Here is a 23,706-nt window from a genome sequence, read left to right on the forward strand (position 1 = left end):
TATGAAAGCTTATGGCAATTATTGCGGTCGTCAGCACGATTGGGACTAACTTAGGATGCATCTATAACACAAATAACACAGGAGCATAACTCGTCAAATTTAGGCGTTCATTTGCAACACCAGCCAGTGGTGAATGACGCCGACAATATAATTTTGCTGCTGCGCAGTGAGCGTCACACCCTGTGGAATGTTATGCCATTTTGCCAGACAGCCCCGACAACAGGTGGCCGTGGCATGCTGGGCGATAAACACCGGGTGTCCGCGCATGGGCGTCTGCTTGCCGTCGTTTGCAGGGTGTGCAGGCGCAAGGCGCTTTTCGACAAAATCCGCGGCATGCTGGTCAATGGTTTCGGGGCCTTTGTCCCAGCAGTACTGTCGTTCCTTATCGCCTAAGCGAAAGCGCGAGCGAAATGTCGATCGCGCCAGGCGGGAAAAAAGAGGATCAAGATCGGACATCAGTATACGGAACGTCCCAGACGCTGGGTCAGTTTCTCCAGAACCGCGACACCGGCAAGCGAATTTCCCGTTTCATCCAGTTCCGGGCTCCAGACTGCAATCGCCATTTCGTGCGGCACAATCGCCACGACTCCGCCGCCAACGCCCGATTTAGCTGGCAATCCAACGCGCCAGGCAAACTCACCGGCGTTTTGATACATCCCGCTGGTGGCCATCAGCGCGTTAACCTGGCGAGCCTGCAGAGGAGAAACCACTTCCTGATCGAGATGCGGCGCATGACCCTGATGCGCAAGGAACAGGAACGTCTGAGCCAGCTCAACGCAGCTCATTTTCAGGGCGCAGTAATGGAAGTAGTTTTGCAGGACGGTCGCCACGTCGTTGTGGAAATTACCGAAGGATTTCATCAGCCACGCGATAGCCGCGTTACGGGCGGAGTGTTCAAACTCCGAGCGCGCTACCAGCGCATCATAGGCAATATCGTCAACGCCCGAGAGCTGACGAACAATCTCAAGCATACGCTGGCGCGGAGCGCTGAGGCGGCTTTGCAGCATATCGCAGACCACCAGCGCACCGGCATTGATGAAGGGGTTACGCGGTTTCCCCTGTTCAATTTCGAGCTGAAGCAGCGAGTTAAAAGGCTGGCCGGAAGGATCTTTACCCACGCGCTGCCAAATCTCTTCTTCTTCGTACTGGCGCATCGCTGCAACCAGACTCAGCACTTTCGAAATGGACTGAATGGAAAAACGTTCAGTGGCATCGCCTGCCTGGAATCGCTGTCCGTCGATAGTACAGATAGCGATGCCCAGCTTATTCCCGCTTACCGAGGCAAGGGCCGGAATATAGTCGGCAACCTTCCCCTTTCCAATTAAAGGACGAACCTGCGCCAGAATCTCGTCCAACATCTCATTATGGATGACCGCAGCCACACTTTGCTCCTTGCCCTCAGGCTAAAACGGGCTGCGAGTATAACAGAGGCTTATGTATTACGTCAGGCGCTAAGACGAAAACGCGAAACGGCCTGCAATAAAAGATCGGATTGCTTTTGCAGCCGCTCTGAGGCATCCGAGGCGTCAGAGACCAGCAAATCCGTCTGACGGGAGACCTGATTCAGCGCCTGAAGCTGACGCGTCATCTGGTGAATACTCTCTCCCTGACTGAGCGTGGCGGTGGAGATCTCATTAAGCAAACTGCTTAGATTACCCACCAGCCCGGTGACCTGCTGGAGATTCTCTTCCATCAGGGTGACGGCGCGGGAACCGTCTTCAATGCCCTGCAGCGAGCGGTTGATCAGCTCCTGTATGGTCTGCGTCGAGTGGCTGCTCTTTCTGGCCAAAAGACCGACCTCCCGGGCGACGACGGCAAACCCGCGCCCCTGGTTTCCTGCATGGGCAGCTTCGATGGCGGCATTGAGCGCCAGGATGTTGGTCTGAAACGCCACGCTGTCGATCATCGCCACGATCCCGCGCATCTCTGACGATCGCTCGACGATCGCCTGCATGGACGCGTTTACGGTTAACATCATCTGGTCGCCACCCACGGTGGCCTGGCGCGCCTCATCGGCCCGCGAGCTGGCGAGTCTGGCATACCCGGTATTGCCTTCAACGTGGCTTTCCAGCGCCGCGATATGCGCCGTCACATCCTCAAGCTCTTTCGCCTGACGCGCTGACTGCTGATACAGTTTCTGGTTACCCTCCGCGAGGGAGCCGATGTTTTCCACCATCGTGGCGGTGGCATGGCTGACCTGCGTCACCAGCTGCTGCAGGCCGTGCTGCATCGTGGCAATACTGTCGCTGAGCTGCCCTATCTCCCGGTTGAAGCGCATGACGTTCGGCGGCGTGCCGGAGAGATCCCCTGCTGCCAGCCGGTTGATATGCGCGATGAGTCGACGAAGCGGCGTAATCACCCATCTCGCCATGCCGAACCACACGGTCACCGCGATGGCGAGTAAAAGCACAGGCGCAAACAGGAACAACGTTTGCAGGCCGGAGAGCTGCGCCATGAGGCTCTGGCGCCCCTGCATGGCCTGCTTCTCGCTTGCCTGCTGATAGCGCGCATAGTTGTCGTTAAAATCCGTCTGAAACGCCTGCGCCGGGACGGCAAAAAAAGCGTCGATGGTGTTGGTTTTGACCAGACCCTCAGCCTGCTCTTCGATCGCGCCGTAGAAAAGTTGATAGCTGTTCACCAGCGCGTCGTCTTTCGGCGGATTCAGCGCCAGCCAGGCCTTCCATGCCTGCTGAGAAATCTTCAGCGCCTTTTGCGCATCATCCATCAGGCTATGCCAGCTCCCGTCGGATCCGGTCTCTTTATCCTGCATAAACCAGACGCCGGACCGGTTAAGCAGGTCGCTTGCCGCCAGCAGGGAAACACGGGCCTGATCCAGCTTGCTCTGCTGCTGCCAGGCCAGAAGGTTTTGCTGCTCGTTGCGCTGGGCGTCGTTCAGGGAGGCGTTAAGCAGGAATGAGGAGGAGAGCTGCAGCGCGGAGAAAAGGCCAATAATACAAAAGATCCCTGTCAAAAGGCCAAAGCGACGGGGAGTAAGACGCTGCGCAATACGGCGAAAAATTTGCGTTAGGTTCATAATTAGCTTCATTTACAAGGCGTTAGACGCGAGCGAGTCTACGAAATGAAAATTACAGAACCATTGCAGATTAGTGACAACGGCCCTCGCTCTGAGGGCCGAAATTAAGGATTACACGCGATCCTTCCATACCGTCTGCGCGTTACAGAACTCGTGCAACCCAAAGTGGGAAAGCTCGCGTCCAAAGCCGCTTTTCTTCACGCCGCCGAAGGCCACGCGCGCATCGCTGGCGCTATAGCCGTTGATAAACACGCCGCCGCACTCCAGCTCGCGTGAGAATTTATCCGCAAGCTCTGCGTCAGCGGTGAAGACCGTCGCAGACAGGCCAAAGTCGCTGTCGTTGGCAAGCGTCAGGGCGTGATCCGCGTCTTTCGCGACCGTAATGGCCGCGATCGGACCAAACAGCTCCTGGCGGAACGCCGTCATCGACGGGGTAACGTTCGCCAGCACGGTTGGCGCGTAATAGTTCCCCTCACCGCCGATCTTCTCTCCGCCCAGCAGCAGCGTTGCCCCTTCTGCAAGCGTCGCCTGCACCTGCTGATGCAGTTCATCGCGCAGGTCAAACCGCGCCATCGGGCCCAGGTAGTTCTCTTCTTCTTCCGGCGCGCCCATCTTTAACGCAGAAACTGCATCGACAAAGCGCTGTGTAAAGGTCTTCGCAATACCCTCTTCCACAATGAAGCGTTTGGCCGCCGCGCACACCTGCCCGGTATTCTGATAGCGGCCCGCTACAGCCGCCTTCACGGCAAGATCCAGGTCAGCATCGTTGAGAACGATGAACGGGTCTGAGCCGCCCAGCTCAAGAACGCATTTTTTCAGCGCGGCCCCCGCCTGAGCACCAATGGCTGCCCCGGCACGCACGCTGCCGGTGACGGTCACCGCCGCAATACGACGATCGTTAATCGCCTGGCTGACGCCGTCATTGGTGGCGTTCACCCAGCCGAACACGCCTTCTGGGAAACCCGCATCCGCAAAGATCTGCGCGATAAGATCCGCAGAGCCGAGCACGTTGGGGGCGTGTTTGAGCAGATAGCTGTTACCGGCCAGCAGAATTGGCACCGCGCCGCGCAGCACCTGCCAGAGCGGGAAGTTCCACGGCATCACCGCGAGGATCGGCCCCAGAGGACGGTATTCAATGACCGCGTTCTGGTTTTCCACCAGCGTAGGCTCCGCACGCAGCATCGCCGGGCCGTGCTCGGCATACCAGTCGCACAGACCCGCGGATTTTGCCACTTCCGCCCGCGCCTGCAGGATAGGTTTGCCCATTTCACGGGAGATCGTCTGCGCCATCTCTTCCGCGCGGTGTCGCAGCGCTGAGCCGAGATCGCGCAGCTTTTGCGCCCGGTGGGCAACGCTTTCTCGACGCCACTGGCGATAGCCCGCGTTGGACTGAGAAATTGCGCGGTCAACCTGTTCCGGCGTTGCCCAAGGCCAGGTTGAGAGGGTTTCACCCGTGGCCGGGCTGACAGAGAAGGCATGTGTAGCAGATGAATAAGTCATGTTGTTCTCCACGTGTTTCGGTTGATTAATTGTGGCTCACTCTGCTATTTCTTAAAAATGAATAATACTAACCACCTTATTCACGAAACGAGAACATTATGGATTTAACCCAGCTTGAGATGTTTAACGCCGTCGCACTGACGGGCAGTATCACCCAGGCGGCGCACAAGGTGCATCGCGTGCCGTCTAACCTGACGACCCGCATTCGCCAGCTGGAAGCCGATCTTGGCGTTGAGCTGTTTATTCGTGAGAACCAGCGTTTGCGTTTATCCCCGGCCGGGCATAACTTCCTGCGCTACAGCAAGCAAATCCTCGCCCTGGTGGATGAAGCGCGCATGGTTGTAGCGGGAGATGAGCCTCAGGGGTTATTTGCCCTCGGCGCGCTGGAAAGTACCGCCGCCGTGCGCATTCCTGAAACGCTGGCGCAGTTTAACCAGCGCTATCCGCGCATCCAGTTTGCCCTTTCTACCGGGCCATCCGGGACGATGATCGATGGCGTACTGGAGGGAACCCTCAGCGCCGCCTTCGTCGACGGGCCGCTGTCGCACCCGGAGCTGGAAGGCATGCCGGTCTATCGGGAGGAGATGATGCTGGTCACGCCTGCCGGGCACGAGGAGGTCGCACGCGCCGCGCAGGTTAGCGGCAGCGACGTTTACGCTTTTCGCGCCAACTGCTCGTACCGTCGACACCTGGAGAGCTGGTTTCATGCTGACCGCGCCGCGCCCGGCCGCATTCATGAGATGGAGTCCTACCACGGCATGCTCGCCTGCGTCATTGCGGGCGCGGGCATCGCGCTGATGCCGCGCTCAATGCTGGAGAGTATGCCTGGGCATCATCAGATTGAAGCCTGGCCGCTGGCGGAAAACTGGCGGTGGCTCACCACCTGGCTCGTGTGGCGACGCGGGGCGATGACCCGCCAGCTGGAGGCCTTTATAGCGCAGCTAAACGAACGTCTTCAACCAGCGCCTTCTCCATAAACAGGCTGAGCGGGTCGTCAACGTACGGGGCAAACGCCGGGCGTAAATCGTATCCGCACTGTTCATAAAGACGCACCGCGGCGCGCTGTTTAATACCGGTCTCCAGCCGTACCGTGTGGCAATGACGGCTCAGGGCCTCATCTTCCAGGGCGGCCAGCAGCGTCTCGCCGAGATGCTGCCCGCGATGGGCCGGATCGATATAAACCCGCTTCATCTCGCCCGTTCCGTCGCCGTTGAGCACGATTGCGCCGCAGCCAACGGCCTGAAGCTGCTGGTCGCGAATGATCATCAGGATCAGCGAAGCTTCCGGCAGCGAAGCCAGATCGAGCAGATGATTACTTTCAGCGGGATAGAGTTCGCTCTGATAGCGGTCAAGCGCCGCGATCAGGCTGAGAATGTCCGGGTGACGTGCAGATTCAGAGGTAATGGAATACATGGCAGGCTCCTTGCTTTTTTATGAGGCTAAATTTCAACATAGCGCAGGCCTGCCAGGGTGCTTCATAGTATTAACTTATCGCTCCGTCCTGTTAGCGCAAAAAGACGCGCCCTTTCAGATACAGGGTGGCCTGACCGCCTATGAGCACGCGGTCGCCCTTCAGCTCGCAGCGCAGATCTCCGCCACGGTGTGACACCTGGCGGGCATTGAGCGACGTTTTGCCCAGCTTTTCGCTCCAGTAAGGGATCAGCATGCTGTGGGCAGATCCGGTGACCGGGTCTTCCGGCACCCCTTCGCCCGGGCAGAAGAAGCGGCTGACGAAGTCATATTCTTCTCCCGGCGCCGTCACGCAGACCATTTTATCCAGCGGAAGCAGCGCCCCAATATCCGGCGTTAACGCTTCCACCTGCTGCTGGCTCTCCAGCACCACCAGGTAATCACGTCCGACGCGCACCTCTTTTGCCTCAGTGATGCCCAGCGCGCTAAACAGCAGCGCAGGTGGGTTCTCGACCACCTCCGTTGACCACGCCGGGAAGTTCAGCGTCAGCCAGTCGCCGCTGCGTTTCACCGTCAGCTCGCCCACGAAGCGCGTGGTGAAGGTGATTTCGGTGTGCGGATAATCAAGGTATTCGAAAATAACGTGCGATGCGGCCAGCGTAGCGTGACCGCAGAGGTTAATTTCATCCAGCGTGGTGAACCAGCGCAGCTCAAACCCGCCGTCGGTGCGCACGAAAAAGGCGGTTTCAGACTGGTTATGCTGCTGCGCCATTTTGAGCAGCGTCTCGTCAGGCAGCCACTCTTCCAGAGGACATACCGCTGCCGCGTTGCCGCCAAAGGTTTTGTCGCTGAAGGCATCCACCAGATAAAAATCAATTTCCTGCATTGTCTCTTCCTCTCTTGTTATGGGTATTTAGCGCAGAAAAACTGTGCCTTTCAGGTAAAGTGAAGCCTGTCCGCTCATCAGCACGCGCGAGCCTTTCAGCTCACAGCGCACGTCGCCGCCGCGCGCGGAAACCTGACGGGCAAGCATGGCTGTTTTCCCCAGCTGTTCACCCCAGCACGGGACCAGCATCGTGTGCGCGGAGCCGGTGACCGGGTCTTCCGGAACGGAAACGCCGGGGGAGAAAAAGCGGCTGACAAAATCGTATTCCCCCTCGCCGCGCGCCGTCACGCTCACCTTATGCTCGCCCGGCGTCATCGCCGAAAAGTGTGGCGCAAGCGCCTCGACCTGCTGGCGATTTTCCAGCACGATCAGCCATGCGCGCCCCTTACGGGCTTCAACGTAGCGGCTGATACCCAGCGCCGAGAGCATCTCCGGCGGAGGTGTCTCTTCATGGGTTGGACATGCCGGGAAGTCCAGCGTCATCCATTCCCCCTCCCGGGTTACCGTCAGGCGACCAGAGGCGGTGTCAAAGTGGATCCGCGAGTCGGGGTAATCCAGTTCATTAAACAGAACGTACGCAGCGGCAAGGGTGGCGTGGCCGCAGAGATTGACCTCTGTAAGCGTGGTAAACCAGCGTAGCTCAATGCCCCCTTTAGTGCAGACGAAAAAAGCCGTTTCCGACTGATTATGCTGCTGCGCCATCTTCAGCAAGGTCTCATCGGGCAACCATTCCTTGAGCGGACAAACGGCAGCCGGGTTGCCGCCGAACATGATATGGCTGAACGCATCGACCAGATAAAAATCAATCTCCTGCATTGTCTTACCGCCTGTTTTTATTGTGTTGTTCTTTTATATTCAATGAAAACAGCGTTCCCGGCTACCGCTTTCACAAGGTAAATTTTGAGATCTGCATCACATAATGGTTGAGTTTTCGCCGTTCAACGTTTTAAGATCGTCTCCTCTTCTTTTCAGCAACGAATCTCCGACATCCCTATGACAACGAACACAGTTTCCCGCAGGGTTGCGTGGCTACGCGTGGTCACGCTGGCCATTGCCGCGTTTATTTTTAACACCACAGAATTTGTTCCGGTTGGGCTGTTGTCTGACATCGCTGAAAGTTTTCAGATGGAAACGGCTCAGGTAGGCATTATGTTGACCATCTACGCCTGGGTAGTGGCGCTGATGTCCCTGCCGTTTATGCTGCTGACCAGCCAGATGGAGCGACGCAGGCTGTTGATCGGCCTGTTTGTCTTGTTTATTGCAAGCCACGTACTGTCGTTTATGGCGTGGAATTTTACGGTGCTGGTCATTAGCCGCATCGGCATTGCCTTTGCCCATGCGGTGTTCTGGTCGATCACCGCCTCGCTGGCTATTCGACTCGCACCGGCGGGTAAACGCGCCCAGGCGCTGAGCCTGATTGCCACCGGTACCGCACTGGCGATGGTGCTGGGTCTGCCGATTGGCCGCATCGTGGGGCAATACTTCGGCTGGCGTACCACCTTCTTCGCTATCGGCATGGGCGCGCTGGTGACGCTGGTGTGTCTGATTAAACTTCTGCCCGCGCTGCCGAGCGAACATTCCGGCTCGCTGAAAAGCCTGCCGCTGCTGATGCGTCGCCCTGCGCTGCTGAGTATCTACCTGCTGACCGCCATCGTCGTGACGGCACACTACACGGCGTACAGCTATATTGAACCGTTTGTGCAGGTGGTGGCGGGCTTTAGCGCCAACTTTGCCACCCTATTACTGCTGATCCTCGGCGGCGCGGGCATTATTGGCAGCGTGCTGTTCGGCAAGCTGGGTAACCGGCATGCCTCGACGCTGGTGAGCTGCGCTATTGGTCTGCTGCTGGCCTGCCTGCTGTTGCTGATGCCTGCCGCGGGCAGCGAAAGCCATCTGGCAATCCTCAGCCTGTTCTGGGGCGTGGCGATCATGATTATTGGCCTGGGCATGCAGGTGAAAGTCCTGGCCCTGGCACCGGATGCAACGGATGTCGCCATGTCGCTGTTCTCGGGGATTTTCAATCTCGGCATTGGCGCGGGTGCGCTGGTGGGAAATCAGGTCATACTGCATGTGTCGATGTCGGCAATTGGCTATCTGGGTGCCATTCCGGCACTGGTGGCGCTGATCTGGTCAGTGCTCATCTTCCGTAAGTGGCCGGTGGCGCTGGAGGAACAGGGGCAGCACGGGTAAGGTTTATTTATGCCGGGTAGCGCTGCGCTTACCCGGCAATCACATCAATGATAGGTCTTAATAATCTCCAGCACGCCGTTAATAATAAACTGCACGCCCATACAGACCAGTAAGAAGCCCATCAGACGGGAAATTGCCTCGATACCGCCCTTACCTACCCAGCGCATAATAGCGCCGGAGCTGCGCAGCGACACCCACACGATAAGACCGATAATCGCAAAAATCAGCGGCGGTGCCACCGTCAGGACCCAGTCCGGGAAGGTTGCGCTGTCGCGCACCGTCGACGCGGAACTGATGATCATCGCGATGGTCCCCGGCCCCGCCGTACTGGGCATGGCAATCGGCACAAAGGCGATATTCGCACTCGGTTCGGTTTCCAGCTCTTCCGATTTGCTGGTCGCTTCCGGCGACTCATGCGCTTTTTGCGCCGGGAATAACATGCGGAAACCAATGAAGGCCACAATCAGCCCACCGGCGATACGCAGGCCAGGGATGGAAATCCCGAAGGTATTCATCACCACCTGTCCGGCATAGTAAGCCACCATCATGATGGCAAACACATACACCGAGGCCATCATCGACTGATGGTTGCGCTCGGCGCTGTTCATGTTCCCTGCCAGCCCGAGGAACAGCGCTACCGTCGTTAACGGGTTAGCCAACGGCAGCAAGACCACCAGCCCAAGGCTGATTGCTTTTATTAAATCCAACATAGTGCGTTGTCGTCCTTATCCATATTTAACACAGCAATTATAGGGGGAAAGTGTGACATTCAGCCATGGGCGCAACGTAACGATTATTTTCCTTCTGAAAAGATAACAGGAAGTTATCTCTATGATTTGAAACACCTTAAAAAAAGTTCATGAAACGTTTTAGCAATTCGTGGCATCGGCTGGTTCATTCAGTTGACTTATACTTGCCTGAGCAATAATATCTGCCGTGACTAACTACTTGCCAGGGCAACCATTGTGAAAAGCACCAGTGATATCTTTAACGACGTTGTTCCGCTGGGTCGTCTTATTCATATGGTCAATCAGAAAAAAGATCGCCTGCTCAATGACTACCTGTCACCGCTGGATATCACCGCAACACAGTTCAAAGTGCTGTGTTCCATTCGCTGCGAAGTGTGTATCACGCCGGTTGAGCTCAAAAAGGTGCTCTCTGTCGATCTGGGTGCGTTAACCCGCATGCTCGATCGTCTCGTCTGCAAAGGATGGATAGAACGAAGCCCTAACCCGAATGACAAACGCGGCGTACTGGTGAAGCTAACCAGCGATGGCGCGGCCATGTGCGAGAAATGTCATCAATTAGTAGGACAAACACTGCATCAGGAACTAACAAAAAACTTAACGGCAGATGAAGTGGCAACCCTTGAGCTTTTGCTGAAGAAAATCCTGCCGTAAACAGAAAAAAAGAGGTATGACGATGTCCAGACGCAATACTGACGCTATCACCATTCATAGCATTTTGGACTGGATCGAGGATAACCTGGAATCGCCGCTCTCCCTTGAAAAAGTGTCAGAGCGTTCGGGTTACTCCAAATGGCACCTGCAACGGATGTTCAAAAAAGAGACCGGCCATTCATTAGGTCAATATATTCGTAGCCGCAAGCTGACGGAAATTGCCCAGAAACTGAAAGAAAGCAACGAGCCGATCCTTTATCTGGCGGAGCGTTACGGCTTTGAATCGCAGCAAACCCTGACGCGTACTTTCAAAAACTATTTTGACGTGCCGCCTCATAAGTACCGAATCACGAGCGTGCCGGGCGAATCCCGATACCTGTATCCGTTAAAACACTGTAGTTAATTATCGCCTGTAACAGACGTAACCGAGGAAATCATGAAAGCTATCGCCTCCGCCGCCCTCGCCTTGCTGGTGCTGTTCTCCAGCCAGACCTTCGCGGAGCAAACCCCTCGTGCAACGCAGCAAAATAATCCTGATTCGATGATTTTGCCGTCAGCACACGACCAGTCGCCTTATGATTTCAACCACATGGGTGCTGGTAGCGACAAATCCGACGAATTAGGCGTGCCTTATTATAATCAGCACGGCCTCTGATTCGTTTTTGCCCCGCAGATGCGGGGCTTTTTTTATGCCTTTTCGCTTACCCGCGTCGTCCGACGCACCCGTAGACCAAACACGTTAATATACAGCCCGGCCATGATCAGCACGGCGCCAAACAGCTGCAGCGCGCTCAGCGTTTCATCCAGCAATATCGCCGCACTGGCAAGTCCTACCACCGGCACCAGCAGGGATAACGGCGCGACGCGCCAGGTTTCATAACGCCCCAGCAGCGATCCCCAGATTCCGTAGCCCACAATGGTGGCGACAAAGGCCAGATAGACAAGAGAAAGGATCGTGGTCATATCAATGTCGACAAGGCTGTTCAGCATCACCGCCGGACCGTCCAGAATGCACGACGCCAGCAGAAACGGGATAACCGGGATCAGCGCACTCCAGACCACCAGCGACATCACCGCCGGGCGCGCCTCGTGCTGCATGATCAGCTTGTTGAAGATATTCCCGCAGGCCCAGCTTAGCCCCGCCGCCAGCGTCAGCATAAACCCGAGCAGCGCCACGTGTTGACCATTCAGGCTGGCCTCGATCAGCACCAGCACGCCGAACACCGCCAGGGTGATCCCCGCCAGCTGTTTGCCCTGCAGGCGCTCGCCAAACACAAACGCCCCGAGAATAATGGTAAAGAACGCCTGCGCCTGTAGCACCAGCGAGGCAAGACCCGCCGGCATACCGAACTTGATGGCGCAAAAGAGAAACGCGAACTGGCCAAAGCTAATGGTCAGACCGTAGCCCAGCAGCAGTTTAAAGGGGATCTTTGGACGCGCCACAAAGAAGATGGCCGGAAAAGCGACCAGCATAAAGCGTAAACCGGCCAGCATCAGCGGCGGCATGTTGTGCAGCCCCAGCTTAATGACCACAAAATTAAGCCCCCATACCACGACCACCAGCAAAGCCAGCAGCCCGTCTTTACGCGTCATACCCTGCCCCTGAATTATTAATATTTTGTTAACACTTCAAGGTAACAGAAAAAAGCACGCTGCGAGAAGATCATTAATTCTGGCAGGCAGCTGAAGCACTTAGGGATAAATCAGGCGCTATACAAGCCCCTTATGTCATGGTAATCCTGTTAACACACATCTAATAAAAGCATAAGCAACTGTCGGGCAGGAATATGAAACCATCTCTCAGGCGCTCAACCGCAGCGCTGCTGGCATCGTCATTGTTGTTAACCATCGGTAGAGGGGCAACGCTGCCGTTCATGACCATTTATCTCACGCGCGTCTACAGCATGAGCGTTGAGAATATTGGTTATGCCCTGACCGTGGCGCTGACCATTGGCGTGGTATTCAGCCTGGGATTTGGCATTCTGGCCGATAAGTTTGATAAAAAACGCTACATGCTGATCGCGATCGTGGCGTTTATCGCCGGCTTTGTGGCGATCCCACTGGTCAATAACGTCACGCGGGTGGTGCTGTTCTTTGCGCTGATCAACTGCGCCTACTCCGTCTTTTCGACGGTGCTGAAAGCCTGGTTCTCCGACGTGCTCACTTCCAGCCAGAAGGCGCGGGTCTTCTCGCTTAACTACAGCTTCCTGAACATTGGCTGGACGGTCGGCCCGCCGATTGGCACCCTGCTGGTGATGTACAGCCTGCAGCTGCCGTTCTGGCTGGCGGCCTTTTGCGCCGCCCTGCCGCTGGGCTTTATCCATTTCTTTGTACAGAAAAGCGTGGCGTTAGATACCGCAGAGGAGAAGACGCCGTGGCAGCCATCGGTATTGCTGAAAGACCGCGCGCTGTTCTGGTACACGCTCTCTGGCCTACTGGCGTCGTACGTGGGCGGGTCGTTCGCGAGCTGTATTTCGCAATACGTTCTGGCCGCGCATGCGGACAGTGATTTCGCCGAAAAGGTGGTCGCCGTGGTGCTGCCCGTCAACGCCGCCGTGGTGGTGACGCTGCAATATGCGCTGGGCCGCAAGATCTCAGCCAGCAATATTCGCCCGCTGATGACCCTCGCCACCCTGTTTTTTATCCTGGGGCTGGGCGGCTTTATGCTCTCCGGGGAAAACCTGGTTTACTGGGGCATCGCTGCCGCCATTTTCACGCTGGGGGAGATTATCTATGCGCCGGGTGAATACATGCTGATCGACAACATTGCCCCACCGGGTATGAAGGCGAGCTATTTCTCCGCCCAGGCGCTGGGCTGGCTCGGCGCGGCGGCAAACCCGATGATCACCGGTATTATCCTGACCAATCTGCCGCACTGGTCCTTGTTTGCGATCATGATGGTCGCCATCGTCATGGCCTGGCTGATGATTCTGCGCGGGATGAGCGTGAAGGCCTGGTACGAGTCACCCAAAGCGGCGTAGCAAATGTAGGCCGGGTAAGGCGAAGCCGCCACCCGGCAATAAAGCATCAGTGGTGCAACATCTCCTCCACCACCTGCTCTTTGTACATCTCATTCGGGTAATAGGTCGGCCAGTTATCCATCTCTTTCAGCAGCGCCTCGTGGGAGGTATTGCCCATGAAAATGTGGAAGTGCGAAGAGGCCTTCGGTCCGATGGTGTGGTCGCTGAACTGCACAAATTTCGGCGCCTTGCTGCTGGCGTCCTTACACTCAAACAGATAGCGAACGCCTTTCTTACCTGACGCGTAGGTCAGAATTTTGTAACCGCTGTAATCATACTGACAGCGGCTGACCGCTTTGCCCTGATGGAATTCCATCACGTTATTTTCGATACCGATGGCATCCACGTCCGTCGCATAACCCGTGCGGTAGTAGGCTTTGACCTCATCAAAGGATTTGCTTTTATCCTTCTGCGCTTTCTGCTTAAAGACCGGATCCAGCGAACCATCGAGCAGGAACGGATAGACCGACTGCCAGGTCCCGTCCCAGTCAGACAATGCTCTGTCCTTCACGTCCTTATCCTCAAACACGCCGTTCGCCGCCTTCTGTTCCGCTTCGGTCATCTGATGGCCGTGCGAATGAGCAAACAGCTGGCCGCTGACCAGCAGCGCCCCCAGAGTCATGGCAAATTTTCCAATATGTGCAGCCAATATAACATCCTCATTCCGTTTTATAAGAATGAGGATGTTATATTATAACATTTCAGATCGCAACCAGGCCGCGAACGCCCTCCTGCTCCATGTTTTCACCCCGCCCGCGCTGAATAATCGTGCCGCGCGACATCAGCAGATAGCTGTCGGCCAGCTCGGCGGCAAAGTCGTAAAACTGCTCCACCAGCAGGATCGCCATGTCGCCTCTGCTTGCCAGAGTACGGATCACGTGGCCGATCTCTTTAATGACGGAAGGCTGTATGCCTTCAGTCGGCTCATCCAGGATCAGCAGCTGCGGACGGCTCGCCAGCGCGCGACCAATCGCCAGCTGCTGCTGTTGTCCCCCGGAGAGGTCCCCCCCGCGACGATGCTTCATCTCTTTGAGCACCGGGAACAGCTGCCAGATCTCCTCCGGCACCTGCTTCGCCTCGCGTGCGGAAAATCGCGACAGCCCCATCAGGAGATTCTCCTCTACGCTCAGGCGCGGGAAAATCTCGCGACCCTGCGGGACATACGCCACGCCAGACTGCACCCGCTGGTGCGGTTTACTGTGGGTGATCGTTTTTCCCTGCCAGATAACCTCCCCGGTTTTGGCCGGGATCAGCCCCATCAGACACTTCAGCAGCGTGGTTTTCCCTACGCCGTTGCGCCCCAGCAGGCAGGTGACTTCGCCGGTTACGGCCTCAAAGCTGACGCCGCGCAGGATATGGCTGCCGCCGTAATATTGATTCAGTTCATTAACCTGTAACATCATCGCTCCTTAACGTCCCAGATAGACCTCAATCACCTGCTCGTTGGCCTGCACCTCGCGAAGTGAACCTTCCGCCAGCACCCGCCCCTGATGCAGCACCGTCACGCGATCGGCGATGGTTTCGACAAAGCCCATATCGTGCTCAACAACCATCAGGGAATGTTTGCCTGCCAGCGTTTTGAACAGCTCTGCGGTGTATTCGGTTTCCGCGTCGGTCATCCCGGCTGCGGGTTCATCCAGCAGCAGAAGATGCGGGTCCTGCACCAGCAGCATGCCGATCTCCAGAAACTGCTTTTGTCCATGGGAAAGCAGCCCGGCGCGGCGGTCGCGCTCGGCGGTCAGCCGAAGTAAAACCAGCATCTCATCGATCCGGTCGAGCTGCGCGCCGTTGAGTTTTGCCCGCAGGCTCGCCCAGACGGACTTATCGCTTTTCATCGCGATCTCCAGGTTTTCCCACACCGTCAGCGCCTCAAAAACCGTGGGCTTCTGGAATTTACGTCCGATGCCCTGGCGGGCAATGGCCGCAGGCTCCAGCGCTGTCAGGTCGATGGACTGGTCGTAAATCGCCCTGCCGCTCTCTGGACGCGTTTTGCCGGTGATGACGTCCATCAGCGTCGTTTTACCGGCCCCGTTGGGACCGATCACGCAGCGCAGTTCGCCCACGCCGATATTCAGCGAGAGATCGGTCAGGGCCTGAAATCCATCAAAATTAACGTTAATGGATTCAAGCTGAAGTACAGGATCAGTCTGGTCCCGGTAGCGATCGCCGGGCAGCTGGCGGGTGAATAACCCTTCGGCTGGCTGCATTATTTTTCTCCCTTACGAAACAGTCCGTAGACGCCGCGCGGTAAAAACAGCGTAACGGCGATAAAAATCAGCCCCAGAAACAGCTGCCAGTATTCCGGCATCGCGACGGTGAAGAAACTTTTCGCCCCGTTCACCAGCGCCGCGCCAATCACCGGCCCCACCAGCGTGCCGCGCCCGCCCAGCGCTACCCAGATGGCGGCCTCTATCGAGTTCGTCGGCGACATTTCGCCCGGGTTGATAATGCCCACCTGCGGGACATAGAGCGCCCCCGCCAGACCGCACAGCACGGCAGAAATCGTCCACACCAGCAGCTTGAACCCGCGCGGATCGTATCCGCAAAACGTCAGGCGGTTCTCGGCGTCGCGAACGGCGGTCAGAATGCGGCCAAACTTGCTCTTCGCCAGCGCAAATCCGCAGCCCAGGGCCAGGAGCAGCAACAGCACGGTCGCCAGAAACAGCGCGATACGGGTGGTCGTTTCCGTTACCGAAAACCCGAGCAGCGTGGTGAAGCCGGTAAAGCCGTTATTGCCGCCAAAGCCGGTTTCGTTGCGAAAGAACAGCAGCATCCCGGCATAAGTCAGCGCCTGGGTCATAATCGAAAAATAGACCCCTTTGATCTTCGAGCGGAAGGCAAACCAGCCAAACACCAGCGCCAGTAGCCCCGGCACCAGCACAATCAGCACCAGCGCCCAGGCAAAGTGCTGGGTGCCCCACCAGAACCACGGCAGCTCGCTCCAGGAAAGAAACGACATAAACGCGGGCAGACCGTCACCCGCGGCCTGGCGCATCAGGTACATGCCCATCGCGTAGCCGCCCAGGGCGAAAAAGATGCCGTGTCCAAGAGAAAGCATCCCGGCGTAGCCCCATACCAGATCCAGCGCCACCGCAACGATGGCATAGCAGAGGATCTTGCCAGTCAGCGTCAGCATCCAGGTTGACAGCGCCAGCGGATGCGTCGCAGGCAGTAAGGCGAAAAACGGCAATATCAGCAAGCACACCACCAGCAGGCTGCCTGCAATCTGCGTAGTGCGTGGCGCTTTGCGCGCCAGCGTTAAGGTCAGCGGCTGGCTCATCAGTCAATCACCCTCCCTTTCAGCGCAAACAGCCCCTGCGGGCGTTTTTGAATAAACAGCACGATCGCCACCAGAATCACGATCTTGCCCAGCACCGCCCCCATCTGGGGTTCAAGGATTTTATTAAAAATCCCCAGACCAAACGCCGCGGCCACGCTGCCTGCCAGCTGGCCTACGCCTCCGAGCACCACCACAAGGAAGGAGTCGATGATATAGCCCTGGCCCAGCTCCGGCCCAACGTTACCGAGCTGCGATAACGCCACGCCGCCTAAACCCGCAATCCCGGAGCCAAGCCCGAACGCCAGCATATCGACGCGCCCTGTCGGTACCCCGCAGCAGGCGGCCATGCTGCGGTTTTGCGTCACCGCCCGCACGTTAAGCCCTAGACGAGTTTTATTCAGAATGAGCCAGGTAAAGAACAGCACCAGCAGCACGAAGCCCAGCACCACAATGCGGTTCCACGGCAGCGTCAGATTGGCAAAAACCTGCACCCCGCCTGAAAGCCAGGCCGGGTTAGCCACCTCGAGGTTCTGGGCGCCAAAGGTCATGCGCACCAGCTGGATGAGCATCAGGCTGATCCCCCACGTTGCCAGCAGCGTTTCCAGCGGGCGACCGTACAGATGACGGATCACCGTGCGCTCCAGCACCATTCCAATGCCCGCCGTCAGGCAGAACGCGACCGGCAAGGCGATAACGGGATAGAGCGCCAGCCACTGGGGCGCAAGCCCGGCCATCGCCTGCTGCACCATCCAGGTGGCATATGCCCCCAGCATCAGCATCTCGCCGTGCGCCATATTAATGACGCCCAGCAGGCCGTAGGTGATAGCCAGCCCCAGCGCGGCCAGCAGCAGCACCGACCCGAGGGAGAGCCCCATAAACGCCTGGCCCAGCAGATCGCCCCACATCAGCCGATGCTGGATCTGGCTAAGACTCTCTTCTGCGGCCGCGCGCACGCCGCCATCCGGCTCAGTGTCTGGCTGGGTAAACGGAGTGAGCCTGGACTGTACGTCCGGATCGTCGGACTGACCTAATAGTTCGACGGCCTTGCGGCGCACCTCTGCCTGCGGGCTTGCCAGCTGGAGGTTCGCGACCGCCAGCAGCAGCGCCTGACGCGCCACGGCGTCCGTTTCATCGTTCACACGTTTTTCCAGAAAAGCGAGCATACCGGGCTGGGCATCGCGCTGCAGCTGACGCGCAGCCGCCCGCCTCTCGGTGACACTGTCACTCACCAGCTGATGGGTGGCGATGGCGGTCGCAGCCAGCACGCGCAGCCGGTTCGTCAGACGAACGACTTTGGTTGGCGCTTCTGCCGCACGGGCGTCCCCAAGCGACACCATTTGCCCGTTACGCTGCGCAAAGGCGTGCTTTTGACTGTCGGCATACAGGTTTTCCTTCTGCAGGGACTGAAGCAGCGGAAGCCTGGCGGCATCCGGCGCGGCGGCCCACTGCGTCAACAAATCCGCCTGCTGACTGCGGCTGGCGGCTACAAAACGATCGGCATCCGATGCCTGCACCATCCCTGGCAGCAGTCCGGAAAGCCATACAAGAGCGATGAACATGCGCATGGCGTTCATGACGTTTCTCCCTGCGGTAATGGCTTAGTTGCTGGCGGTTTTCATCGGCTGGTCGGGCTTTTTGTCATTTCCGGCGATGAACGGGCTCCACGGCTGGGCGCGTACCGGCTGTTCCGTCTGCCACACCACGTTGAACTGACCGTTACCTTCGATTTCACCGATCATGACCGGCTTATGCAGATGATGGTTGGTGGCATCCATGGTAAGCGTAAAGCCTGACGGTGCCTTAAAGGACTGACCGGCCATCGCCGCACGGACTTTGTCCACATCGGTAGTTCCTGCTTTTTCTACCGCCTGCGCCCACATGTGAATGCCCACGTAGGTCGCCTCCATCGGGTCGTTGGTGACCACGGTGTCGGCGTTCGGCAGCTTGTGCGCCTTCGCATAGGCTTTGTAATCCGCCACGAACGCCTGGTTGGTCGGGTTATCGACGGACTCAAAGTAGTTCCAGGACGCCAGGTTACCCACCAGCGGTTTGGTGTCGATCCCGCGCAGCTCTTCTTCGCCGACGGAGAACGCCACCACCGGCACGTCGGTCGCCTTCAGACCCTGGTTAGCCAGCTCTTTGTAGAACGGCACGTTGGAGTCGCCGTTGATGGTCGACACCACGGCGGTTTTGCCGCCCGCTGAGAATTTTTTGATGTTGGCAACGATGGTCTGGTAGTCGCTATGACCAAACGGGGTGTAAACCTCTTCGATATCCTTATCCTCCACCCCTTTCGAATGCAGGAACGCGCGCAGGATCTTGTTGGTGGTGCGCGGATAAACGTAGTCCGTGCCCAGCAGGAAGAAGCGTTTCGCCGCGCCGCCGTCTTCGCTCATCAGATATTCAACCGCCGGGATGGCCTGCTGGTTCGGCGCCGCGCCGGTATAGAAGACGTTTGGCGACATTTCCTCGCCTTCATACTGCACCGGATAGAACAGCAGGCCGTTCAGCTCCTCAAAGACCGGCAGTACGGATTTGCGCGAAACCGAGGTCCAGCAGCCGAATACCACCGCCACTTTATCCTGACTTAACAGCTGGCGCGCCTTCTCGGCAAACAGCGGCCAGTTTGAGGCCGGATCCACCACTACCGGCTCCAGTTTCTTGCCCAGCACGCCGCCTTTGGCGTTGATCTCATCGATGGTCATCAGGGCGACATCTTTAAGCGGGGTCTCGGAAATGGCCATCGTGCCGGAGAGAGAATGCATGATCCCCACTTTGATGGTATCGGCCGCCTGCACGCCAAAACTCATTCCCATCGCCACGACGGACGCGGATAACGCAAAGGCTTTTAATAAGGTACGACGGTGCATATTTTCACTCCTGAAAAAGAACGCTGTGCGAAAACGTCCGTTACGGCGTGGACGCGGAAATAAATGTGTCAGCGAAGCAGGAGCAAAAAGAATGCCAGAATGGAGATAGCGCTATTTCCGGGAGGAGAGCGCAGGATGTAAAGAGAACGTCTCAGAATGGCACAGCGCTGCACTTTTATAATGCAGCGCTGAGGAGGAAGGTTTTACCAGACTTCGCTGGCGATCTGCGTGACCAGACGGACTTTGTCCCACTGCTGGGTTTCGCTCAGGCTGTTGCCCTCTTCGGTAGAGGCAAAGCCGCACTGCGGGCTGAGGCAAATTTGCTCTTTCGCCACGTATTTCGCCGCTTCTTCCAGACGGGCTTTGATTCCCTCCGGGTTCTCCAGCTCGCCGTTTTTCGTGGTGATAAGACCCAGCACCACCTGCTGCTTGCCCGGGCGAACAAAGCGCAACGGCGCGAAATCCCCGCTGCGGTCGTTATCGTATTCCAGGAAGAAGGCATCAACGTTGACCGTTCCGAACAGCACTTCCGCCACCGGCTCGTAGCCGCCTTCGGAAATCCAGGTGGAGCGGAAGTTACCGCGGCAGACGTGCAGCCCGATGGTCAGATCGTCCGGCTTGCCCTCCAGCGCCTTATTCAGGACGCGGGCATAGATACGTGCAAGCTCATCGGCATCGTCGCCGCGCTCGCGGATCTGACGACGCTGATCGTCCGAACAGAGGTAGGCCCATACGGTATCGTCCAGCTGCAGGTAACGGCAGCCTGCATCATAGAATGCGCGAATCGCGTCGCGCCAGGTGGTCGCCAGATCGTCGAAATAGACGTTCAGGTCCGGATACACCGTCGCATCAATGTCTTTGCGACCGCCGCGGAAATGCAGCACGCTCGGGCTGGGAATGGTCATTTTTGGCTGGGCGTTACCGCTGATGCTTTTCAGATAGCGGAAATCGTCCAGCATCGGGTGCTCGCCAAAGCCCAGTTTGCCGGTGACGCGCACGCCGTGGGCTTTGGTTTGCACCCCGTTAAACTGGATGCCCTGCTGCGAATCGTAACGCTCAACGCCCTGCAGACCGTCGAAGAAGTCGAAGTGCCACCAGGCGCGGCGAAACTCACCGTCGGTCACGACATGCAGGCCGCACGCGCACTGCTGCTCAACGACGTGGCGAATGGCTTCGTCCTCCACCGCGCGAAGCTGTCTCGCGTCAATCTCGCCGCTGGCAAATTGCAGGCGAGCCTGCTTGATGGCATCCGGGCGTAAAAAACTGCCGACTACGTCGGCGCGGTATGGGGCGTGGTGTCGTTGCATGGAAATCTCCTCAGTCTGCCGGCAATAATTGCCCGCAGTGATAATTCATTATTTGAACTTTTAGACTTCTGGATGTCTAAATGTCCAAAAACAATGTCATACCTCCCCAGTGCCGGCAAACGAGAAAATTTCACGGGTGTTGAAAAAAATTCATCTTCACAGCGCGGCAGTGGTTTCGCTGCTGGCAAACGCGTAGCGTTCATCTTCCCAGCCGGTGATCCCACCGAGCATGATTTTGACCGGCAGCCCGAGACGCGCCAGCTTCAGCGCGGCTCTGTCCGCGCCGTTACAGTGCGGCCCCGCGCAGTAGACGACGAACAGCGTCCCTTCAGGCCATTGGGTCATGCGCTCTGCGGTCATCTGGCTCCACGGCATATGCAGAGCGCCCGGCACATGGCGACGGGCAAACTGCTCCGGGCTCCCCACCACGTGCAGCAAAACAAAGTCCTGCTCATTATTGGCGATGGCGTGATGCACATCGGCGCAGTCGGTTTCTACGCTCAGGCGACGCAGAAAATGGGTGACGGCTTCCTGCGGCTCGGCAGCCGGAAATTCAGTAACATAGCTCATGATCCTTCCTCATCTTTGGCGTTTGTGTTAACACTACTCTATCCAGAAATTCAGCACGTGAATGCGCTCGCTTATGCCAGAAAACAGCAAAAAGATGACAAACTTAAGACAAATTGCCCGCCCGCAAGTGGTGGTGCTGGCCTATGATGGCCTGTGTACCTTTGAGTTTGGCGTAGCGGTGGAGATCTTCGGTCTGCCACGTCCCGAGCTGGGCGATGAATGGTATCGTTTTGCGGTGGCGAGCGTGGATAGCGGTGAACTTCGGGCAACAGGCGGGATCCGTATCGTCACCGATGGTGATTTAAGCCTGCTTGCGTCTGCGGACCTAATTGTGGTTCCCGGCTGGCGTGGGCTGGACTCGCCGGTTCCGGACGCGCTCTGCAACGCATTACGTCAGGCCAGCGCGCGAGGATGCCAGCTGCTGTCCATCTGTTCGGGCGTATTTGTGCTGGCCGCTACGGGGCTGCTCAACGGGCGCAAAGCCACGACGCACTGGCGCTACATTGAGACGCTTAAAGCCCGATACCCTGACATCGACGTGGTCGAGGATGTGCTCTACCAGGACGAAGGCGATATCCTGACTTCTGCAGGCAGCGCGGCGGGGATCGATCTCTGCCTTCACGTTGTACGAAGGGATTATGGAATGGAAACCGCTAACAGCGTGGCGCGGCGGCTGGTCATTCCCCCACACCGGGATGGCTCTCAGCCGCAACAGCTCAGCCGCCCGGTGGCACAGCTGCGGGAAAGCCAGCGCCTCGGCCAGCTGTTTGATTTTCTGCACACGCATCTTACCGAGCCGCACAGCGTCGACTCGCTGGCGCGTCGTGTCGGTATGAGTCAGCGCACGTTTCTTCGTCGCTTCGAGGCGGCAACAGGAACGACGCCTGCCCGCTGGTTACTCAATGAGCGCCTGCTGCGGGCGAAAGATTATCTGGAAAGCAGTCGTTTAAGTATCGACAGCATCGCGGAACAGACCGGGTTTGGCCAGGCATCGACGCTGCGTCATCACTTTCGCCAGCAGTTCGCGATTTCCCCGGCCCAGTACCGCAAACAATTTTCTCATTCCGCTACAGCCCGCTGAGGCGTCAGTCTTTTGGTTTAGCTGGAATACGGAGAACCTTATGGTCACCACACACGTTTTTATCGCAACCAGTCTTGATGGTTACATCGCCCGACACAATGATGATATCGACTGGCTCCTGCAGCGCGATGATCCGACTGAAGATCATGGCTATGCGGCGTTCATCGCGGACAAAGACTGGATAGTGATGGGCCGAGGCAGCTATGAGAAAGTGCTGACCTTTGACGCATGGCCTTATGACCGGCCCGTGCTGGTGCTCTCCCGACAGCTGGCCGACACGCCCGTGCCCGACGCGCTGAAAGGAAAAGTACTGTTTTCAGGGCGCACGCCTAAAGAGGTGCTCGATTACCTGGCGTTGCAGAACGTCCATCGCGTCTATCTCGATGGTGGGCAGGTGATACAGTCGTTCCTGCGAGAAGGACTGGTGGCCGATATGGTGATCACGACCGTTCCTGTCCTGCTCGGTTCGGGAAAATCGCTGTTTGGCGCCCTGCCAGAGGATATGGATTTGACGCTGGTATCCAGCCGCAGCTTCCCTTCGGGTCTGGTACAGTCGCATTATCGACTGCTGTCATAAAACGACGGTAAACACTGCGCAAAAAAAACCGCCAAAAAATGGCGGTAAATGCTTGCATGGATAGATTTGTATTTTGGTCTCTACGTCCCGACACTCCATGGCCGGGCTGCGGATCCCATACAACCTAACACCCGTTGTCTTAACGAAGGTTAAACAGTCTTATTAACCTGCATGAGTATTGATCTGCAAATAACGCATAAGGCCCTGTTCAGCGCTCTGTTTTGCGTCATCATTTATGGCTTCAAGATAAAATGACCGCGCCACTCCATAAGGTGCTTTATCAGAGGGGTACGCCGCAAAATGGAACGTTTTTCCTATCGTCTGCTGGGTGCAGTCTAATTCCCAACGCACATCGTTAATTTTTTTACTGGTACAGGTAACGGCTCCATAATCGCTGGTCAAATAGGAACCAACGCGAATTTCTGCCGATTGTATATATTCTGGTTTGTTATCACCAGCATAACGAATCCCTGCAACGGCCCCAACAGCAACCGCCAGAAGCGCAAGCGCAATTATTTTTTTCATTTATTAATGACCCGTCCCTTAGCCAGAGATTAACTATTATATAAGATTTATCCTTA

At 57.2% G+C, this 23,706-nt stretch carries 26 protein-coding genes; 8 read left to right on the forward strand and 18 right to left on the reverse strand.

Annotated features, from left to right (window positions below):
- Positions 1–99: 99 nt before the first annotated feature.
- The 4 genes from USH94_RS05490 to sad all read right to left on the reverse strand — a co-directional run bounded on the left by USH94_RS05490 (position 100) and on the right by sad (position 4,534).
- The gene (locus tag USH94_RS05490) at positions 100–456 is read right to left on the reverse strand and encodes a DUF4186 domain-containing protein (protein ID WP_111964599.1); all 357 of its coding nucleotides are present in this window, start codon (positions 454–456) and stop codon (positions 100–102) included.
- Positions 456–1,382, reverse strand: coding sequence for a glutaminase B (gene glsB, locus USH94_RS05495; RefSeq protein WP_111964600.1), 927 nt, complete (start codon positions 1,380–1,382; stop codon positions 456–458). The genes USH94_RS05490 and glsB overlap by 1 nt, the downstream gene beginning before the upstream one ends.
- Before the next feature lie 62 nt (positions 1,383–1,444).
- Positions 1,445–3,034 (reverse strand): methyl-accepting chemotaxis protein, encoded by a 1,590-nt coding sequence (locus USH94_RS05500; protein WP_111964601.1) that lies wholly within the window; start codon positions 3,032–3,034, stop codon positions 1,445–1,447.
- Positions 3,035–3,145: 111 nt separating this feature from the next.
- The gene (sad, locus tag USH94_RS05505) at positions 3,146–4,534 is read right to left on the reverse strand and encodes a succinate-semialdehyde dehydrogenase (protein ID WP_111964602.1); all 1,389 of its coding nucleotides are present in this window, start codon (positions 4,532–4,534) and stop codon (positions 3,146–3,148) included.
- Between the two features lie 98 nt (positions 4,535–4,632).
- On the opposite strand from sad, the gene ptrR reads away from it, so the two are divergent.
- On the forward strand, positions 4,633–5,511 hold the full coding sequence (gene ptrR, locus USH94_RS05510; protein ID WP_111964603.1) for a putrescine utilization regulator PtrR: 879 nt from the start codon (positions 4,633–4,635) through the stop codon (positions 5,509–5,511).
- Here the strand turns inward: ptrR and USH94_RS05515 are convergent.
- From USH94_RS05515 to USH94_RS05525, 3 genes are all read right to left on the reverse strand, one after another.
- Positions 5,465–5,947: a GNAT family N-acetyltransferase gene (locus USH94_RS05515; protein WP_111964604.1), complete on the reverse strand. Its 483-nt coding sequence runs from the start codon at positions 5,945–5,947 to the stop codon at positions 5,465–5,467. The genes ptrR and USH94_RS05515 overlap by 47 nt on opposite strands.
- A 91-nt stretch (positions 5,948–6,038) precedes the next feature.
- Complete coding sequence (locus USH94_RS05520) at positions 6,039–6,830, reverse strand: PhzF family phenazine biosynthesis protein (RefSeq protein ID WP_111964605.1); 792 nt, start codon at positions 6,828–6,830, stop codon at positions 6,039–6,041.
- Between the two features lie 27 nt (positions 6,831–6,857).
- Positions 6,858–7,646, reverse strand: coding sequence for a PhzF family phenazine biosynthesis protein (locus USH94_RS05525; protein WP_111964606.1), 789 nt, complete (start codon positions 7,644–7,646; stop codon positions 6,858–6,860).
- A 177-nt stretch (positions 7,647–7,823) separates the two neighbouring features.
- Between USH94_RS05525 and USH94_RS05530 the strand changes: the two genes are divergently transcribed.
- Entirely contained in the window at positions 7,824–9,020 is a 1,197-nt protein-coding gene (locus USH94_RS05530; protein WP_111964607.1) for a sugar transporter, read from the forward strand.
- 44 nt (positions 9,021–9,064) lie between these two features.
- On the opposite strand, the gene USH94_RS05535 is transcribed toward USH94_RS05530, so the two are convergent.
- On the reverse strand, positions 9,065–9,730 hold the full coding sequence (locus tag USH94_RS05535; protein WP_032651801.1) for a MarC family NAAT transporter: 666 nt from the start codon (positions 9,728–9,730) through the stop codon (positions 9,065–9,067).
- A gap of 255 nt (positions 9,731–9,985) precedes the next feature.
- On the opposite strand from USH94_RS05535, the gene marR reads away from it, so the two are divergent.
- From marR to marB, 3 genes are read left to right on the forward strand one after another with little or no spacing between them, the layout of a single operon-like run.
- The gene (marR, locus tag USH94_RS05540) at positions 9,986–10,420 is read left to right on the forward strand and encodes a multiple antibiotic resistance transcriptional regulator MarR (protein ID WP_111964608.1); all 435 of its coding nucleotides are present in this window, start codon (positions 9,986–9,988) and stop codon (positions 10,418–10,420) included.
- A gap of 22 nt (positions 10,421–10,442) precedes the next feature.
- The gene (gene marA, locus USH94_RS05545; RefSeq protein WP_008502237.1) at positions 10,443–10,823 is read left to right on the forward strand and encodes an MDR efflux pump AcrAB transcriptional activator MarA; all 381 of its coding nucleotides are present in this window, start codon (positions 10,443–10,445) and stop codon (positions 10,821–10,823) included.
- Between the two features lie 33 nt (positions 10,824–10,856).
- Positions 10,857–11,075 (forward strand): multiple antibiotic resistance protein MarB, encoded by a 219-nt coding sequence (marB, locus tag USH94_RS05550; protein WP_111964609.1) that lies wholly within the window; start codon positions 10,857–10,859, stop codon positions 11,073–11,075.
- A gap of 32 nt (positions 11,076–11,107) precedes the next feature.
- On the opposite strand, the gene eamA is transcribed toward marB, so the two are convergent.
- Entirely contained in the window at positions 11,108–12,013 is a 906-nt protein-coding gene (gene eamA, locus USH94_RS05555) for an O-acetylserine/cysteine exporter (RefSeq protein ID WP_111964610.1), read from the reverse strand.
- Between the two features lie 194 nt (positions 12,014–12,207).
- Between eamA and ydeE the strand changes: the two genes are divergently transcribed.
- Positions 12,208–13,401: an efflux MFS transporter YdeE gene (gene ydeE, locus USH94_RS05560; RefSeq protein ID WP_111964611.1), complete on the forward strand. Its 1,194-nt coding sequence runs from the start codon at positions 12,208–12,210 to the stop codon at positions 13,399–13,401.
- Between the two features lie 46 nt (positions 13,402–13,447).
- On the opposite strand, the gene zinT is transcribed toward ydeE, so the two are convergent.
- The 8 genes from zinT to USH94_RS05600 form a co-directional block, all read right to left on the reverse strand.
- Complete coding sequence (gene zinT / locus USH94_RS05565) at positions 13,448–14,089, reverse strand: metal-binding protein ZinT (RefSeq protein WP_008502241.1); 642 nt, start codon at positions 14,087–14,089, stop codon at positions 13,448–13,450.
- Positions 14,090–14,141: 52 nt separating this feature from the next.
- The gene (gene urtE, locus USH94_RS05570) at positions 14,142–14,840 is read right to left on the reverse strand and encodes an urea ABC transporter ATP-binding subunit UrtE (RefSeq protein WP_111964612.1); all 699 of its coding nucleotides are present in this window, start codon (positions 14,838–14,840) and stop codon (positions 14,142–14,144) included.
- A gap of 9 nt (positions 14,841–14,849) precedes the next feature.
- Positions 14,850–15,647 carry an urea ABC transporter ATP-binding protein UrtD gene (gene urtD, locus USH94_RS05575; protein WP_111964613.1) on the reverse strand — a complete coding sequence of 266 codons (798 nt, stop codon included), beginning with the start codon at positions 15,645–15,647 and terminating at the stop codon, positions 14,850–14,852.
- On the reverse strand, positions 15,647–16,720 hold the full coding sequence (urtC, locus tag USH94_RS05580) for an urea ABC transporter permease subunit UrtC (RefSeq protein ID WP_111964614.1): 1,074 nt from the start codon (positions 16,718–16,720) through the stop codon (positions 15,647–15,649). The genes urtD and urtC overlap by 1 nt, the downstream gene beginning before the upstream one ends.
- Positions 16,720–18,294 carry an urea ABC transporter permease subunit UrtB gene (gene urtB, locus USH94_RS05585; RefSeq protein ID WP_111964615.1) on the reverse strand — a complete coding sequence of 525 codons (1,575 nt, stop codon included), beginning with the start codon at positions 18,292–18,294 and terminating at the stop codon, positions 16,720–16,722. Before urtB ends, urtC begins: the two co-directional genes overlap by 1 nt.
- 24 nt (positions 18,295–18,318) lie before the next feature.
- Positions 18,319–19,590, reverse strand: coding sequence for an urea ABC transporter substrate-binding protein (urtA, locus tag USH94_RS05590; protein WP_111964616.1), 1,272 nt, complete (start codon positions 19,588–19,590; stop codon positions 18,319–18,321).
- 203 nt (positions 19,591–19,793) lie between these two features.
- Positions 19,794–20,897: a cobalamin-independent methionine synthase II family protein gene (locus tag USH94_RS05595; RefSeq protein ID WP_111964617.1), complete on the reverse strand. Its 1,104-nt coding sequence runs from the start codon at positions 20,895–20,897 to the stop codon at positions 19,794–19,796.
- 156 nt (positions 20,898–21,053) lie between these two features.
- A complete protein-coding gene (locus USH94_RS05600; RefSeq protein ID WP_111964618.1) occupies positions 21,054–21,467 on the reverse strand; it encodes a rhodanese-like domain-containing protein in 414 nt (137 codons plus the stop codon).
- Between the two features lie 73 nt (positions 21,468–21,540).
- Between USH94_RS05600 and ftrA the strand changes: the two genes are divergently transcribed.
- Both ftrA and USH94_RS05610 read left to right on the forward strand, forming a co-directional pair.
- Positions 21,541–22,548 (forward strand): transcriptional regulator FtrA, encoded by a 1,008-nt coding sequence (ftrA, locus tag USH94_RS05605; RefSeq protein WP_111964736.1) that lies wholly within the window; start codon positions 21,541–21,543, stop codon positions 22,546–22,548.
- Between the two features lie 40 nt (positions 22,549–22,588).
- Complete coding sequence (locus tag USH94_RS05610; protein WP_111964619.1) at positions 22,589–23,125, forward strand: dihydrofolate reductase family protein; 537 nt, start codon at positions 22,589–22,591, stop codon at positions 23,123–23,125.
- 162 nt (positions 23,126–23,287) lie between these two features.
- Here USH94_RS05610 and USH94_RS05615 read toward each other — a convergent pair whose 3' ends face one another.
- Positions 23,288–23,650 carry a hypothetical protein gene (locus tag USH94_RS05615; RefSeq protein ID WP_111964620.1) on the reverse strand — a complete coding sequence of 121 codons (363 nt, stop codon included), beginning with the start codon at positions 23,648–23,650 and terminating at the stop codon, positions 23,288–23,290.
- Positions 23,651–23,706 lie beyond the last annotated feature (56 nt).

Source organism: Enterobacter sp. 148H3 (assembly GCF_034107425.1).
GTDB classification, from domain to species: Bacteria; Pseudomonadota; Gammaproteobacteria; order Enterobacterales; family Enterobacteriaceae; genus Enterobacter; species Enterobacter vonholyi.